Source organism: Nocardioides caeni (assembly GCF_004912195.1).
Lineage (GTDB): Bacteria > Actinomycetota > Actinomycetes > Propionibacteriales > Nocardioidaceae > Nocardioides > Nocardioides caeni.
In genome coordinates this window covers 57,620-73,180 of sequence record NZ_STGW01000013.1, presented here as the reverse complement: position 1 = coordinate 73,180, position 15,561 = coordinate 57,620, and the positions used below count along the sequence as shown (strand labels likewise).

The 15,561-nt window shown below is 70.9% G+C and carries 16 protein-coding genes and 1 riboswitch; of the genes, 14 read left to right on the top strand and 2 right to left on the bottom strand.

Translation table 11 applies throughout. The features are described 5' to 3' along the window. The first annotated feature begins 10 nt into the window (after positions 1-10). The 14 genes from E9934_RS16035 (at position 11) to E9934_RS15970 (ending at position 13,201) form a co-directional block, all read left to right on the top strand. Positions 11-1,357, top strand: coding sequence for a hemolysin family protein (locus E9934_RS16035; RefSeq protein ID WP_136563906.1), 1,347 nt, complete (start codon positions 11-13; stop codon positions 1,355-1,357). Beyond that, a complete protein-coding gene (locus E9934_RS16030) occupies positions 1,350-2,420 on the top strand; it encodes a hemolysin family protein (protein WP_136563905.1) in 1,071 nt (356 codons plus the stop codon). Before E9934_RS16035 ends, E9934_RS16030 begins: the two co-directional genes overlap by 8 nt. A 17-nt stretch (positions 2,421-2,437) precedes the next feature. Continuing rightward, a complete protein-coding gene (clsA, locus tag E9934_RS16025; protein WP_136563904.1) occupies positions 2,438-3,058 on the top strand; it encodes a cardiolipin synthase ClsA in 621 nt (206 codons plus the stop codon). Beyond that, positions 3,051-3,920, top strand: coding sequence for a DUF881 domain-containing protein (locus E9934_RS16020; protein ID WP_136563903.1), 870 nt, complete (start codon positions 3,051-3,053; stop codon positions 3,918-3,920). Before clsA ends, E9934_RS16020 begins: the two co-directional genes overlap by 8 nt. Beyond that, positions 3,917-4,249: a small basic family protein gene (locus E9934_RS16015; RefSeq protein WP_136563902.1), complete on the top strand. Its 333-nt coding sequence runs from the start codon at positions 3,917-3,919 to the stop codon at positions 4,247-4,249. The genes E9934_RS16020 and E9934_RS16015 overlap by 4 nt, the downstream gene beginning before the upstream one ends. Continuing rightward, a complete protein-coding gene (locus tag E9934_RS16010; RefSeq protein WP_136563901.1) occupies positions 4,242-4,985 on the top strand; it encodes a DUF881 domain-containing protein in 744 nt (247 codons plus the stop codon). Before E9934_RS16015 ends, E9934_RS16010 begins: the two co-directional genes overlap by 8 nt. A gap of 9 nt (positions 4,986-4,994) precedes the next feature. Beyond that, on the top strand, positions 4,995-5,384 hold the full coding sequence (gene gcvH, locus E9934_RS16005; protein ID WP_136563900.1) for a glycine cleavage system protein GcvH: 390 nt from the start codon (positions 4,995-4,997) through the stop codon (positions 5,382-5,384). A 48-nt stretch (positions 5,385-5,432) separates the two neighbouring features. Next, positions 5,433-5,948 (top strand): FHA domain-containing protein, encoded by a 516-nt coding sequence (locus E9934_RS16000; RefSeq protein ID WP_136563899.1) that lies wholly within the window; start codon positions 5,433-5,435, stop codon positions 5,946-5,948. Positions 5,949-5,950: 2 nt separating this feature from the next. Further along, on the top strand, positions 5,951-6,682 hold the full coding sequence (ftsR, locus tag E9934_RS15995) for a transcriptional regulator FtsR (protein ID WP_136563898.1): 732 nt from the start codon (positions 5,951-5,953) through the stop codon (positions 6,680-6,682). A 22-nt stretch (positions 6,683-6,704) separates the two neighbouring features. Further along, positions 6,705-7,196 (top strand): bifunctional nuclease family protein, encoded by a 492-nt coding sequence (locus E9934_RS15990; RefSeq protein WP_136563897.1) that lies wholly within the window; start codon positions 6,705-6,707, stop codon positions 7,194-7,196. A 135-nt stretch (positions 7,197-7,331) separates the two neighbouring features. Continuing rightward, entirely contained in the window at positions 7,332-7,931 is a 600-nt protein-coding gene (locus E9934_RS15985) for a MerR family transcriptional regulator (RefSeq protein WP_275106642.1), read from the top strand. A gap of 22 nt (positions 7,932-7,953) precedes the next feature. After that, positions 7,954-8,055, top strand: a riboswitch (glycine riboswitch). An 81-nt stretch (positions 8,056-8,136) separates the two neighbouring features. Then, the gene (gene gcvP / locus E9934_RS15980; protein ID WP_136563895.1) at positions 8,137-10,959 is read left to right on the top strand and encodes an aminomethyl-transferring glycine dehydrogenase; all 2,823 of its coding nucleotides are present in this window, start codon (positions 8,137-8,139) and stop codon (positions 10,957-10,959) included. Then, positions 10,959-12,314: a serine hydrolase domain-containing protein gene (locus E9934_RS15975; protein WP_136563894.1), complete on the top strand. Its 1,356-nt coding sequence runs from the start codon at positions 10,959-10,961 to the stop codon at positions 12,312-12,314. The genes gcvP and E9934_RS15975 overlap by 1 nt, the downstream gene beginning before the upstream one ends. Positions 12,315-12,334: 20 nt before the next feature. Next, positions 12,335-13,201 (top strand): acyl-CoA thioesterase domain-containing protein, encoded by an 867-nt coding sequence (locus tag E9934_RS15970; protein ID WP_238695007.1) that lies wholly within the window; start codon positions 12,335-12,337, stop codon positions 13,199-13,201. A 60-nt stretch (positions 13,202-13,261) separates the two neighbouring features. Here the strand turns inward: E9934_RS15970 and E9934_RS15965 are convergent, their stop codons facing one another. After that, positions 13,262-14,041: a collagen-like protein gene (locus E9934_RS15965; RefSeq protein WP_136563893.1), complete on the bottom strand. Its 780-nt coding sequence runs from the start codon at positions 14,039-14,041 to the stop codon at positions 13,262-13,264. Between the two features lie 81 nt (positions 14,042-14,122). After that, a complete protein-coding gene (locus E9934_RS15960; protein ID WP_202977353.1) occupies positions 14,123-15,541 on the bottom strand; it encodes a DNA recombination protein RmuC in 1,419 nt (472 codons plus the stop codon). Between the last annotated feature and the right edge of the window lie 20 nt (positions 15,542-15,561).

The window sequence follows — 15,561 nt, the reverse complement described above, 5'->3', positions numbered from 1 at the left end:
AAGGAACTTGATGACCGCCTGGCTCCTGCTGGGACTTGCCATCCTCTTGATCCTCGCCTGTGGGCTCTTCGTCGCAGCGGAGTTCGCCTTCGTGACCGTGGACCGCGGTCAGGTCGAGCGCGCCGCTGCCGACGGCGACCCCTCGGCGATCGGACTCCAGAAGGCCCTCCGCTCGCTGTCCACCCAGCTGTCGGGGGCGCAGGTCGGCATCACGATCACGAACCTCGCGATCGGCTTCCTCGCCGAGCCCGCGATCGCCGAGCTGCTGCGCGACCCCCTGGAGTCCGCGGGCGTGGCCGACAACGTGGTCAGCCCCCTCGCCGTCGCGCTCGGCCTCACGATCAGCACCTTCTTGACGATGCTCATCGGCGAGCTGGTGCCCAAGAACGTCGCCATCGCCCTGCCGCTCGCGACCGCCCGGGTCACGCAGGCGCCGATGCGCGCCTTCACCGCTGCCTGCCGTGGCCCGATCCGGGTGCTCAACGGCAGCGCCAACGCGATCGTCCGGCGCCTCGGCGTCGAGCCCCAGGAGGAGCTCCGGTCGGCCCGCAGCTCGACCGAGCTGGCCTCGCTCATCCAGCGCTCGGCCGACGAGGGGACCCTCGATGCCGACACGGCCGAGCTGATGGAGAAGTCCGTCGAGTTCGGCACCCGGACCGCCGGCGAGATCATGACGCCGCGGGTGCGGACCCGCTCCCTCGACGTCAACGAGCGGGCCAGCGCGGTGATCGACCTGGCCCGTGAGACCGGCAACTCCCGCTTCCCGGTCCTCGACGACACCGATGCGGTCGTCGGCACGGTGCACGTCAAGAACGCCGTCGCGCTGCCGCTCCACGAGCGCTTGACGACCAAGGTCAAGCACCTCATGGCGAAGCCGATCGTGGTGCCAGACTCGCTGCGCCTCGACCCGCTGCTCGCGCTCCTGCGGGCCGACGGCTTCCAGATGGCCATCGTCCTCGACGAATACGGCGACCATGCCGGCATCGTGACCCTGGAGGATGTGATCGAGGAGATCGTCGGTGACATCGCCGACGAGCACGACCGTCTCGGCCAGCGCGGTCGGCTCCGGCGTGACGGGTCGTGGTCGCTGTCCGGGCTGCTGCGCCCCGACGAGGTGGAGGACCTGACGGAGGTCGCGCTGCCCGAGTCCGAGGACTACGACACGGTCGCCGGGCTGGTGCTCCAGATCCTCGGTCGCATCCCGCATCCCGGCGAGGTGGCCGTCGTACCGCTGCCTCCGGCGGAGGACGAGGACGGCGTGCGCAATCGTCGGGCCCTGCTCAGCGTCGATCACATGGACGGGCTGCGGATCGACCGGTTGACGCTGCGCGTCGAGGAGGAGCCGACCGATGGGTGACTATGCCGGCGTGCTGCTCGCCGTCTTCCTGCTGGCGGCCAACGCCTTCTTCGTCGGTGCGGAGTTCGCACTGATCTCCGCCCGTCGCAGTCAGATCGAACCCCGCGCCCAGGCGGGCTCGCGACTCGCGAAGATCACGCTGACCGCGATGGAGAACGTCTCGCGGATGATGGCGGGTGCGCAGCTGGGCATCACCATCTGCTCGCTCGGCCTGGGTGCCGTCGGCGAGCCCGCGCTCGCCCACCTGATCGAGCCGGGCTTCCACGCCCTCGGGGTGCCGGACGACTGGCTGCACCCGGTGGCCTTCGTGATCGCGATGACGATCGTCGTCTTCCTCCACGTCGTCCTCGGGGAGATGGTGCCCAAGAACATCGCCATCGCCGGGCCCGACCGGGCCGCGCTCGTCCTCGGCCCGCCGATGTACGCGATCGTCTTCGTCCTCGGCCCGATCATCGGCGGCATCAACGCGATCGCCAATACCCTGCTGCGCCTGGTCAACATCGAGCCCAAGGACGAGGTCGGCAGCACCTACACCCGTGAGGAGGTCGCCGCACTCGTCGAGGAGTCGCACGGTGAGGGACTGCTCGCTGAGGACGAGTACGACCGGCTCTCCGGAGCCCTCGGCTTCACCGAGAAGACCGTCGCCGAGGTGATGATGGCGCCCGGGACGCTCGCGACCGCCGCGCGGGGCGCGACGGGTGCCGACGTCGAGGCGCTGTGCGCTGCCACCGGCTTCAGCCGCTTCCCCGTCGTGGACGACCCGGACGCCGCCGTGCCGGAGCTCGTCGGCTACCTCCACATCAAGGACGTGCTCGAGCCCGACGAGGAGCGACGGCAGCGCCCGGTGGCCGACCGATGGATCCGCCCGTTCGCCACGGTCACGGTCGACACCGCCCTGCACGATGCCCTCGAGGTGCTCCAGCGCCGCGGCTCGCACATGGCGCGGGTCGTCGCCGAGGACGGCACGACTCTGGGGGTGGCGGCCCTCGAGGACGTCATCGAGGAGCTGGTCGGCGAGATCCGCGACGCCGCGCACTCCGATGAGCAGGCGGCCACCTCGTGAGCACTAGGGTGGCCCTCGTGGGTGACCCGGAGACGCGAGCGGACGAGGCATCCACCCGCGTGCTCACGATCCCCAACGTCGTCAGCTTCTCCCGCCTCCTCGGCGTCCCGCTGTTCCTGTGGCTCGTGCTCGGCCCGGAGGCGGACCTCTGGGCGATCGTCGTCCTGATGGTCTCGGGCGTGACCGACTTCCTCGACGGCTGGCTGGCGCGCAAGCTCAACCAGACCTCCGAGTTGGGGCGGCTCCTCGACCCGGTCGCCGACCGGCTCTACATCCTGGCCGTCGTAGTTGGCCTGGCCCTGCGCGACGTCATCCCGTGGTGGCTGGCGCTCTCGCTGCCGCTGCGCGACCTGCTGCTGTGGGGCCTGGTGCCGCTGCTGCGCACGCGCGGCTACAGCGCACTTCCGGTTCACTTCCTCGGCAAGGCCGCCACGTTCAACCTGCTCTACGCGTTCCCCCTGCTCTTCCTCGGGGATGGCGACGGCACCGGCGCGACCCTCGCCCAGGTGTTCGGCTGGTCCCTGGCCCTGTGGGGCGTCGGCCTCTACTGGTGGGCCGGTGTGCTCTATGCCTGGCAGGTCCGCCGCCTGCTCGCGACCACCGAGCGGCGGTCTCGGGTGGCGACAGGCGATGACTGAGAGCTCCACGGGACCCGAGCGAGGCCTCGACCGATCTCGCACGCCACTGCTGTCCCTGATCACCGCCGAGGCGCTCGATCGCGACTACCTGGTCGCGGCCGCCCGGAAGGCCGCGGCGACGGAGGAGGAGCAGCCGGCGGCGGGCTCCCGCATCGGGGTCGTGCTCGTGCTGGCACTCTTCGCCACCCTCGTGACGGTGGCCGCGGTGCAGACGTCGGCGGAGGCCGACGCCAACGATGCGAGCAGGGCCGGCCTGATCGAGCGCATCGAGGGGCGTCGCGCCACGGTACGCGCGCTCGAGGACGACGCCGCGCAGCTGCGCACGTCCAATGCCACGGCGGACCGCAATGTCCGCTCGCTCGGCACCAGACTCGCCGATCAGCAGGCGCGCAACGCCGAGCTGCGCGCACTGACCGGATTCGAGCGGGTCGTCGGCGACGGCGTCCGCGTCACCGTCGACAACCCTCCCTACGCCGACGAGGACAGCCTCGTCCGCGACGCGGACCTCGCGCTGCTGGTCGACGGCTTGTGGAACGCCGGCGCCGAGGCGATCGCCATCAACGGCCAGCGACTGACCGTGCTGAGTGCCATCCGGACCTCCGGCGACGCGATCGAGGTCAACGGCACGGGGGTCGCTCCGCCGTACACGATCCTCGCCATCGGTGACCAGCGCACCCTCGCCGCGAACTTCGTCGAGTCCGACAGCGGCCTGCGGTTCGACGCGATCGCCTCCCAGTACGGATTCGACTACGAGATGGACAATGACGACGAGCTGCGCCTGCCGGCCGCGCGAGCGTCGCTGCTGAACCTGAGGTCGGCCACCGTCCTGACCAGTGACCCGGAGAGGGGAGAGGCCCCGTGATCGCCGTTCTCGGACTCGTCATCGGCGTGGTGCTCGGCTTCGTCTTCCAGCCAGACGTCCCGACCTCGCTCGAGTACTACCTGCCCATCGCGGTCGTGGCGGCGCTCGATGCTGTCTTCGGCGCCCTGCGCGCCTACCTCGACGGCATCTTCGACGACAAGGTCTTCGTCGTGTCGTTCCTCAGCAACGTCGTGATCGCCGCCGGCATCGTCTATCTCGGCGATCGGCTCGGGGTCGGCGGACAGCTCTCGACCGGCGTCATCGTCGTCCTCGGCATCCGGATCTTCACCAATGCCGCCGCCATCCGCAGGCACGTGTTCCATGCCTGAGCAGGACGCCGCCAGCGCCAGCGCCACCGACCGGCTCAAGGCGGCACTGCTGCGTCCCTCGCGCAAGCAGCTCGTGGCAGGGCTGCTGCTCGCGGTGCTGGGCTTCGCCGCGGTCACCCAGGTGCGGGTCGCCGGCGCCGACGACACCTACTCCGGCCTGCGCGAGCAGGACCTGATCGACCTCTTCAGCGCGTTGTCCGGCACCCGCCAGCGCACCGAGGCCGAGATCGACCGGCTGGAGGAGGTCCAGGCCGGACTCCGCGACGAGACGACGCGACGCCAGACCGCTCTCGAGCAGGCCGAGTCGACGGTGGAGAACCTGTCCATCGTGGCCGGGCTGGTGCCGGTGACCGGCCCGGGCATCCGCCTCACCGTCACCGAGCAGGACGGCCGGATCCAGCTCGAGACGCTGCTCGACACGATCCAGGAGCTGCGGACCGTCGGCGCCGAGGCGATCGCGATCAACGGCACCGTCCGCGTCATCGCCCAGACCTCCTTCGAGGAGACCGAGGGTGGCTTCCTCGTCGACGGGGAGCCCGTCGAGGCGCCGTACGTCATCGACGTGATCGGGGAGCCCGGCGTGCTGTCCTCGTCCATCGACTTCGCGCTCGGTCCCCGCAAGCAGATCGAGGACGACGGCGGGTCCGTCGACGTCCGTCAGCTCGACACGGTCGACATCGAGGCGGTCTCCGAGCGCGACGAGCCTCGCTACGCCGTCCCGGACCAGGGGCAGTAGCCTTCGGGCATGACCAACCCTGCTGAGCTGCTTTACACCGTCGAGCACGAGTGGCTCCGCGAGCCCGGCGAGAGCGCGGGCTCGGTGCGCGTCGGGATCACGGACTATGCGCAGGACGCCCTCGGCGACATCGTCTATGTCTCGCTCCCCGAGGTCGGCGCGGTCGTCACCGCCGGTACGTCGTGCGGCGAGCTGGAGTCCACGAAGTCGGTCAGCGACGTCTATGCCCCTGTCACCGGTGCGATCGTGGCCGTCAACGAGGCGCTCGACGCCACGCCGGAGCTGGTCAACAACGACCCCTACGGCGACGGCTGGCTGTTCGAGGTCGTGCCGTCCGAGCGCACGGAGCTCGACGGGTTGCTCGACGCGGCCGGATATGAGGCCCAGCTCGGTGGTTGATCCGGTAGGTTCGAGCAGAGCCCGTTTTCGGACCCGAGGAGTTGCCTGATGCCGTTCTGCACCGCCTGTGGCCGGCAGAACCCCGACGACGCACGCTTCTGCTCGCAGTGCGGCACGCGCCTCGTCGCGCCGGACGAGCAGCCCGCCGTCAGTGACGCGACCGCGACCATCCAGTTCGGCGCCGGCAGCGCGTCGGGCGTCGAGACGTCCGACCGTGCGCTGAGCCCGGTGGATGCCGCGGCCGTCGACGCACTGCCGGTCGGTCACGCGCTGCTGGTGGTCCAGAAGGGGCCGGGGGCGGGCAGCCGCTTCCTCCTCGACGCCGACGAGGTCACCGCCGGACGCCACCCCGACAGCGGGATCTTCCTCGACGACGTGACCGTGTCGCGCCGCCACGCGGTGTTCCGCCGCGAGGGCCAGGGCTTCACCGTGGCCGACGCCGGCAGCCTCAACGGCACCTACGTCAACCGCGACCGCATCGAGAAGACCGCTCTCAAGGACAGCGACGAGGTCCAGGTCGGGAAGTATCGACTGGTCTTCTTCGCCGGTCACGAGAGCCACTGATCGTGGCCGCGGTCGTCGCCCGCGACGCCGGGGACTCCCGCTACAACATCGGTCAGGTCCTCGAGCGGCTGCGCACCGACTTCGAGGACATCAGCATCCCGAAGATCCGGTTCCTCGAGTCGGAGGGTCTGATCAAGCCCGAGCGGACGCCGTCGGGCTACCGGAAGTTCTCCGACGCCGACATCGAGCGGCTGCGCTACATCCTGCGGATGCAGCGTGACCACTACCTGCCCCACAAGGTCATCCGCGAGCACCTGGACGCCATCGACCGTGGCCTGGAGCCGCCGTCGCCGGAGCCGGTCGTGCCGACCGTGCCGACCGTGGCGATCGGCGCCGACGGCCTGCCGGCGCCCGAGTCCTTCCGCCGCACCGACCGGCTGCGGCTCTCGCGCAAGGAGCTGATCAAGGTGGCCGGCATCGACGAGACCCTGCTGGGCGAGCTGGAGGGCTTCGGCCTCATCACGGCCTCGGCCACGGGCCACTACGACACCGACGCCCTCGTCATCGCCCAGACCGCCCGCGAGCTGGCTGACTACGGCATCGAGCCCCGCCACCTGCGTGCCTACCGGGCAGCGGCCGACCGGGAGGTCGGCCTGATTCAACAGGTGGTCACTCCCCGCAGGGGTCGTGACGCCGGGGCGAGTGCTAGGGCCGACGAGACGGTCAGCGAGATCGCCGCACTGTCGGTGCGGTTGCACGCGACGCTGGTCAAGGCGGGCCTGCGCAAGCTCTAGACCCTCGGACTAGGCTGATCGCATGCGCGAGGTCGACGTGATGGGTGTCCGGGTGGAGATGCCCTCGAACCAGCCGATCGTCCTGCTGCGGGAGTCGTCCGGGGGACGCTACCTGCCGATCTGGATCGGCGCCGTGGAGGCGACCGCGATCGCGTTCGCCCAGCAGGGCGTCGTCCCGCCGCGGCCGCTGACCCACGACCTGCTGCGCGATGTCGTCGAGGCCACCGGCAACGAGTTGAGCGCCGTGCGCATCACCGACGTCAAGGACAACGTCTTCTTCGCGACGCTCGTCTTCGCGTCCGGTGTCGAGGTCAGCGCACGTCCGTCGGACTCGATCGCGCTGGCCCTGCGGACCGGGACGCCGATCTTCTGCGCCGAGGACGTCCTGGCCGAGGCGGGCATCAACGCTCCGGCCGAGGAGGACGACGAGGTCGAGGCCTTCCGCGAGTTCCTCGACCATGTCTCGCCGGAGGACTTCGGTGGCGAGGAGGAGCCGGGCTCAACCTCAAGTTGAGGCTGAGGGTTTTCCGCGACACGCCCGGTCATGTCTTTGACCCACCTGTCGGCTCGGCCGTACCGTGAGGAGTCGAATCACAACCGTGAGACGCGCCGCCATCAGCACCGTGAAGCCCCGCACCGTGGAGGACCCGTGAACGAGCAGCAGCCTGAGAAGGTCGGCCAGGACACGGCTGCCGCCACCGCGGCCGCGGAGGAGCAGGGTCTGCTGTTCACCGACGACGTCTCGCCCTTGCCCAGTGACCTGGGCTACCGCGGTCCGACCGCGTGCAACGCGGCCGGCATCACTTACCGCCAGCTCGACTACTGGGCCCGCACGGGCCTGATCGAGCCGAGCGTGCGGGGCGCCAAGGGCTCCGGCTCGCAGCGGCTCTACAGCTTCCGCGACATCCTGATCCTCAAGATCATCAAGCGACTGCTCGATGCTGGCATCTCGCTGCAGAACATCCGTACCGCCGTCAGTCACCTGCGCGAGCGCGGCACCGACGACCTCACCCAAGTCACGTTGATGAGCGACGGTGCGTCGGTCTACGAGTGCACCAGCAACGACGAGGTCATCGACCTGCTGCAGGGTGGCCAGGGTGTCTTCGGCATCGCCATCGGCGGTGTGTGGCGCGAGATCGAGGGCACGCTCGCCCAACTGCCGAGCGAGAGCGCCTCGGACGAGGAGCCCACCGAGACCATCGCCGGCGATGAGCTCGCCGCGCGGCGCGCTGCGCGTAACGTGGGCTGACGCGCTACCCTGAAGCCGCTGTTCATCCCACACGGGAGAGTCAGGATGCGTCGTGGACGCAGGCCTGCGCCGAAGGGGCAATTCCTCCCCGGAACCTCTCAGGCGCCCGGACCGTGTGGAGCAGGCAACTCTGGAGCCGCGGCGCTGCGGTGACAGAGGGGGAGGGACTCGATCTCCTTTTCGATCCCCGAGGACCTGCCTGCCCATGAGCACCCCCTTCGTGAACCGTCACATCGGTCCCGACGACCAGCAGGTCGCGACGATGCTGGACCGTCTCGGCCACCCCTCGCTCGAGGCGCTGATGGACGCGGCGGTGCCGAAGTCCATCCGCTCCACGGACCCGCTCCACCTGCCGGACGCCGTCGACGAGGAGAGGGCCGCCGCCGAGATGCGGGCCATGGCGGGACGCAACGTCCCGGGTGAGCCGATGATCGGCCTGGGCTACCACGCCACGGTCACCCCCGCGGTGATCCGACGCAATGTCCGCGAGGACCCGAGCTGGTACACCGCCTACACGCCGTACCAGCCGGAGATCTCCCAGGGACGGCTCGAGGCGCTGATCAACTTCCAGACGATGGTCGCCGACCTCGCCGGTCTGGCCACTGCGGGATCGTCGCTGCTCGACGAGGGTACGGCCGCGGCCGAGGCGGTGGCGCTGGCCTTCCGTGCCAATAGGTTGGCGTCCGGCCCGTTCGTCGTCGACGCCGACGCGCTGCCCCAGACCATCGACGTGGTGCGCACCCGCGCCGAGGGCATCGGCATCGAGATCCTCGTCGCCGACCTCGCGGCCGGTCTGCCGGACGGCGACGTCTCCGGCGTGCTGATCCAGTACCCCGGCGCGTCCGGGCGGATCGCCGACATCAAGCCGGTCATCGACGCCGTCCACGAGCGTGGGGGTCTCGCCGTCGTCGCCGCCGACCTGCTCGCGCTGACGGTCCTGGAGGCGCCGGGGGCTCTCGGCGCCGACGTGGTGGTGGGCTCGGCCCAACGCTTCGGTGTCCCGCTCTTCTACGGCGGCCCGCACGCCGGTTTCATGGCCGTGCGCGAGGGGCTCGAGCGCCAGCTGCCGGGGCGGCTCGTCGGCGTGTCCGTCGACGCGGAGGGACGCCCGGCCTACCGCCTCGCGCTGCAGACCCGCGAGCAGCACATCCGCCGCGACAAGGCGACGTCCAACATCTGCACCGCGCAGGTGCTGCTCGCGGTGACCGCCGGGATGTACGCCGTCCATCACGGCCCCGACGGCCTCCGGGCGATCGCCGGCGACATCCACGACCTGGCCGGTCGCGCCGCCGCGTCCCTGCGGGGCGCGGGCCTCGAGCTGGTCAACGACACCTTCTTCGACACCCTCCAGGTGCGCGTGTCCGGTCGTGCCGCGGAGGTCGTGGCGGCAGCACGGGCCGAGGAGGGGCACCTGCGCCTGGTCGACGCGGACACCGTCGGGATCTCCTTCGGCGAGACCGCCGGCGCGCCGACGCTGCGAGCGCTGCACACCGCGTTCGGGGTGACGCCGGTCGCCGTGCAGCCAGCTGACGGACTCCCGCCAGCGCTGCGCCGGACGACGGACTTCCTCACCCACCCGGTCTTCAACACCCACCACAACGAGACGTCGATGCTGCGCTACATCACGCGGCTGGCCCACCGCGACTACGCGCTCGATCGCGGCATGATCCCGCTCGGCTCGTGCACGATGAAGCTCAACGCCACGACCGAGATGGAGCCCATCTCGCTCGCCGGCTTCGCTCACCTGCACCCGTTCGTCGCAGCGGAGTCCGCCGACGGCTACCGCGAGCTCATCGAGCAGCTGGAGAGCTGGCTGGCCGAGGTCACCGGCTACGACCGGGTCTCCATCCAGCCCAACGCCGGCGCCCAGGGCGAGTTCGCCGGCATGCTCGCGATCCGCAACTACCACCGGGCCAACGGCCAGGACCAGCGTGATGTCTGCCTGATCCCGTCGTCGGCTCACGGCACCAACCCGGCGTCCGCGGTCATGGTCGGCATGAAGGTCGTCGTCGTGAAGTCGAACGATGACGGCACGGTCGACCTCGACGACCTGCGTGCCAAGTGCGAGCAGCACGCCGGCACCCTCGCCGCGATCATGGTGACCTACCCCTCGACCCACGGCGTCTACGAGGAGACCATCACCGAGCTGTGCGACATCGTCCACGAGCACGGCGGCCAGGTCTACGTCGACGGCGCCAACTTCAACGCACTGCTCGGCTATGCCCAGCCGGGTCGGTTCGGCGGCGACGTCTCCCACCTCAACCTGCACAAGACGTTCTGCATCCCGCACGGCGGCGGCGGGCCGGGTGTGGGTCCGGTCGCGGTCCGCGCCCACCTGGCGCCGTACCTCCCGACGCACCCGCTGCACCCCGACGCCGACCGCCGCGAGGGCACGGGCGCGACCAGCGCAGCGCCCTTCGGCTCCGCCGGGATCCTGCCGATCTCGTGGGCCTACATCCGGATGATGGGCGCCGAGGGGCTCACCCGGGCGACCGCCGTCGCGGTGCTGTCGGCCAACTACGTCGCTGCACGTCTGGGGGAGCACTTCCCCGTCCTCTACCGCGGCGAGTCCGGACTGGTCGCGCACGAGTGCATCCTCGACCTGCGCGACATCTCCAAGGAGACGGGCGTCAGTGTGGACGACGTGGCCAAGCGACTGATCGACTACGGCTTCCACGCGCCGACGATGTCCTTCCCCGTCGCCGGCACGCTGATGGTCGAGCCGACCGAGTCCGAGGACCTCACCGAGCTGGACCGCTTCTGCGACGCGATGATCGCGATCAAGGACGAGATCGACCGCGTGGCGGCAGGGGAGTGGGCCGTCGACGCCTCGCCGCTCGCCAACGCCCCGCACACGTCCCGCGCGCTGGTGGGCGAGTGGGACCGGCCCTACTCGCGTGAGCTGGCGGTGTTCCCGAGCGGGATCAGCCCCGACAAGTACTGGCCGCCGGTCGCTCGCATCGACCAGGCCTTCGGCGACCGCAACCTGGTCTGCGCCTGCCCGCCGCTCGAGGAGTACGTCGAGTAATGGCACTGTTCGAACCGACCGGTGCCGCTGTGCTGCGGCGGGTCGCCTCGGCCCAGGCCGACGGACGGCTGCCGTCGGTGGCGGCCGGTGTCGTCCGCGACGGCGACCTCGCCTGGTCCGGTGGTCGCGGCCGCACGGTCCGGCGGGACTCGGACGCCCGGCCCGACGCGGACACGCAGTACAAGATCGGCTCGGTCACCAAGACGATGACCGCCGCGTTGGTCGTGCTCGCGGCGGAGCGGGGCGAGCTCGGCATCGACGACGCGGTCCGGCGCTTCTGGCCGGAGGCGCCCTTCGGCGACGCGACGCTGCGGTCGCTGCTCAGCCACGCGAGCGGGATGACGGCCGAGCCCCACGGCGAGTGGTGGGAGCGCTCCGAGGGCGGTGACCTCGCAGCCCTCGCCGCGGCGCACGAGGGCGCGACGCCCGTCCTGCCGTCGGGCGCACAGCTGCACTACTCCAACCTCGGCTACGGCCTGCTCGGCGCCGTGGTCGAGCGGGTCTGGGGCGAGAGCTGGTGGTCGGTGCTGCAGGCCGAGGTGCTGACTCCGCTGGGCATGACCCGCACGTCGTACCAGTGGGTCGAGCCGGCGGCCGAGGGTTTCGCCGTCGATGCCCTGACGGGCGAGGCGATGCCGGAGCCACTGCCCGACACCGGTGCGATGGCACCGGCCGGCCAGCTGTGGAGCACCGTGACCGATCTCGGCACCTGGCTCACGGCTCTCGTCGACGCCGACCGCTCGGTGCTGTCCGCCGCCTCGCTGCGGGCGATGGCCACGCCGCAGGTCGGCGACCCCGACGACCGGACCGGACAGACCTGGGGACTGGGCCTGTCGATCAGCCGGTCCCGTGGACGCAAGCTCGTCGGTCATGGCGGATCGATGCCGGGCTTCTGCTGCGGTGTCTGCATCGATGTCGACGCACGGGTGGGTGCCGTCGTGCTGACCAACGGCGCCTACGGTCTGGGTGGTGTGGCCGAGGAGCTCGTGCATCTCGTGCTGGACACCGAGCCGGCGCTGCCACGGGAGTGGGCGCCCACGACCTCGGTGCCCGACGCTGTCCGGGAGATCGTCGGCACCTGGCACTGGGGCCACGCGCCCAACGTGCTGCGGTGGGACGGCCAGCTGCTGCACGCTGCACCGCCCGCGGGCTTCGGACGGGTGATGAGCTTCGAGCCCCGAGCAGACGGCACCTTCCTCGGCCGCACCGGCTATCTCGCGGGCGAGACCCTGCGCGTCGTTCGCGACCCGGACGGCACCGTCAACCACCTCGAGTGCGCCACCTTCATCTGGACCCGCGTCCCCTATGACCCCCGCGCGCCGATCCCCGGAGGGCCACCGGCCGCTCGCCCGTGACGACCGGGCATCATGGTGCCGTGGACGAAAACGAGAACACGTTCCAGTTGGGTTGGTTCCGTCGCGAGGGCGAGCTGTTTTTCCCCCTGCCGCTGGCCCAGGCCCTGTGGCGCGAGGACCAGATGCACGGCGTCGCCGTCAGCGGACTGCTCGCCCGCACCCTGGAGCTGGCGGTCCACGACCTCGGTCGGGGCGACCTCGTCCCGGCCCGCTACCAGGTGGATCTCTTCCGTCCGGCCCGGATGATCGGGACGACAGCGCGCGCCACCGTGGTGCGGGAGGGGCCGAGGCTCGTGCTCGTCGACGCCGTCATCGAGCAGGACGGCGAGATCATGGCCCGGGCGAGCGCGACCTTCCTCCAGCCGACCAAGGCCCCGGCGACCACGGTCTGGACGTCCCCCGACGACCGGCCCACACCGCCGCCGCCGGAGCTGCTGCCCGCCGCGGGTGAGCACCACGTGCCCATCTTCGCCAGTGAACGGCCCTGGTCCAACAACTTCACCGAGCACCAGAACAGCGGCCGTCACCAGACCTGGCAGACCGCGATGCCGATCGTCGCCGACGAGGAGTGCACGCCCTTCCAGGCGGTCGCCTCCATCGCCGACGCGACCAGCATGGTCGTCAACTGGGGCCGCGGCGGGGTCGAGTTCATCAACACCGACATCGGCCTCGCGCTGTCGCGGCTGCCCGAGGACACCTCGCTCGGACTGCGCGTCACCGACCACGTCACGTCCGACGGCGTCGCCGTCGGCACGGCCGAGGTGTTCGACCGGTCGGGCGTGTTCGGCACGGCCACGGTCACGTCGCTGGCCAACACCCGACGGACCGTGGACTTCAGTGGCTCGGAGTGGGACGGCAGCCGCGACCACCCCGGCGCAGGCGCCTGAGCGTCACGGCCGCCGTCCCGGCGGTCCAGCCCGCCCACCAGTCAGGCCGGACCGCCGGCGTCAGCCCCCGGCGATGACGACGTAGAACCGCTTCCGGGCGCCGTCCTGGGTCACGCTGCCGTCGCTGTTGCGCGGGCTGACGACGAAGTGGGACGCGTTGTTGGTGTCGGCCGGGGCGCAGGCCACGACGCCGGCGATCCCGCAGACCGAGGCGCTGATCTCGCCCGAGAACTCCGGGTTGGCGTCCGGACCGGCGGCCCGGCCGTTGGTGATCCCGTCGGCGTTCTGGTCGGTCTGGTTCTGCAGCACGATCGTCGCGATGACCGCGTTGTCGGAGAGGTCCTCACCGGCGTTGATGTAGACGTTGCCGGCCGCCCGCAGCGAGTTGTCGCCCGACTGGGCCGTGTTGGCCAGCGTCGGGTAGGCAGCGGCCACGGTGAAGCCACCGGACTGGGCCTCGATCTGCCCGGCGGCGTTGATCAGGACCCAGCGGGCCGGAGCGCCGTCGGCGCCATCCGTACCATCCGCTCCTGGCGCACCCTGCGGGCCTTCGGGGCCCTGCGGTCCCCGCGCCCCGCGCTGGCCGCGCTGTCCGGCAAGCACACCGTCGGCCAGATCGACGCGCCGCAGCGTGCCGTTCTTGATGTCGATCGAGCGCAGGTTGTCGTTGGCGACGTCACGCGAGCGGATGCTGTCGTTGCGGATGTCGGAGGACCGCACCGCCCCGTCCTGGATGTCGGCGGAGGTGATGGCGAGGGCGGCGTAGGACGTGCCGCCAAGAGACACGACGAGGGCGCCGACCGCCACGGCGAAGGCGGGCGTGGGCTTGCGGATGCGCATGGGTTCCTCCGGAGCGAGAGTGTGAGCTGTCACACTCCGTTCGGAGCGAACCGCCGACCGGATGGGTGCTGCTTCCAGCTTTCAGCCGGCCTGCGCGTCGTCTTCCACGATCTCCGCGTCGACCGCCTCGAAGTCGAACGTCAGCTCCTCACGATCCAGGTCGGCCAGGGCTGCGAACTCGCTCGAGGTCAGCGCGCGCGGGACCTCCTCGACCTCGGTCGGGGCGGGGATGGTCGTGCTGGCCGGAGCAGCGGCGTTGAGCTTGCGGGCGGCCGGGAGCACGGAGCGCTCGAGCGATCCCGCAAAGGCGTTGTAGTCCTTGACGCTGCGCTGGATGGACCGGCCGAGCTTGTCGACGTGCTCGGCGAGCTTGAGGATCCGGCGGTAGAGGACCTGCCCGAGCTCGAAGAGCTGCTGGGCGTCCTCGGTCAGGGCCTCCTGTTTCCAGGTGAAGGCGACCGTCTTGAGCAGTCCCCACAGGTTGGCGGGCGTGGCGAGGACGATGCCCTGCGCGAAGGCGTGCTCCATCAGCGAGGGATCGACCTCGAGCGCGGCGTTGAGCAGCTGCTCGTTGGGGATGAAGGCGACCGTGAACTCGGGGCTCACCGCGAGCCCGGTCCAGTAGCCCTTGCGCGCCAGGACGTCGACATGACCGCGCACCTTGCGGGCGTGGGCCTCGAGGTGCCGCTGACGCGACTCGGGCTCGATGCCCTCGCGCTGGGCGTCCATGAACGCGTTGTAGGGCACCTTCGCGTCGATCGCCATCTGCTTGCCACCGGGCAGGTTGATGACCATGTCCGGGCGCCGCGCCCCCGAGTCGGCCTCCATCGTGTGCTGCAGCTCGAAGTCGACCCGGTTGAGCAGTCCTGCGGTCTCGACGAGCGTGCGCAGCTGGGTCTCGCCCCATGCGCCGCGCACGGCGTTGTCCTTGAGGACCGATGCGAGGGTGGTCGCGGCCTTGCGGGACTCCTCGACCGAGACCTGGGTGTGCCGGATCTGTGCCGCGAGCTCGGTGTGCTGGGCGACGCGGGCCTTCTCGAGGTCGTCGACCTTCGCCTGCATGGTGCGCAGGTGCTCGACGACGGGGGAGAGCGTCTTGAGCACCTGGGAGTGGCCGCCCTCGGTCCGCTCGCGCTCGACCTGGGCGCGGCGCTGCGACTCCAGCAGCGCCTGGTGCTGGGCCCGGGCGTCGGCCAGCGCCGCGCGGAGCTCGTCGACCTGGGCCGCGGCGGTCGCGAGGTCGCTGCGCACGCCCGAGACGGCGGCTGCCTCCTGCTCGCGGACCTGGGCGACCAGCACCTCCGCGCGCGAGTTGGCCAGGTCGACCTGGTGCTGCAGCGCCGCCAGGTCGCGCTCGTGCCGGGCTGCGACCACCTCGGGGGCCTCGGCCGGGTCGGCCGGCGCGACGGGCTCCACGACCGGGAGCGTCACCTGCCGCGCGAGCCAGCCCAGTCCCGCTCCGAGGAGGAGACCGACGAGGAGCACAGCGAGGATCAACATGGGTCCAGTCAAACAGTGGG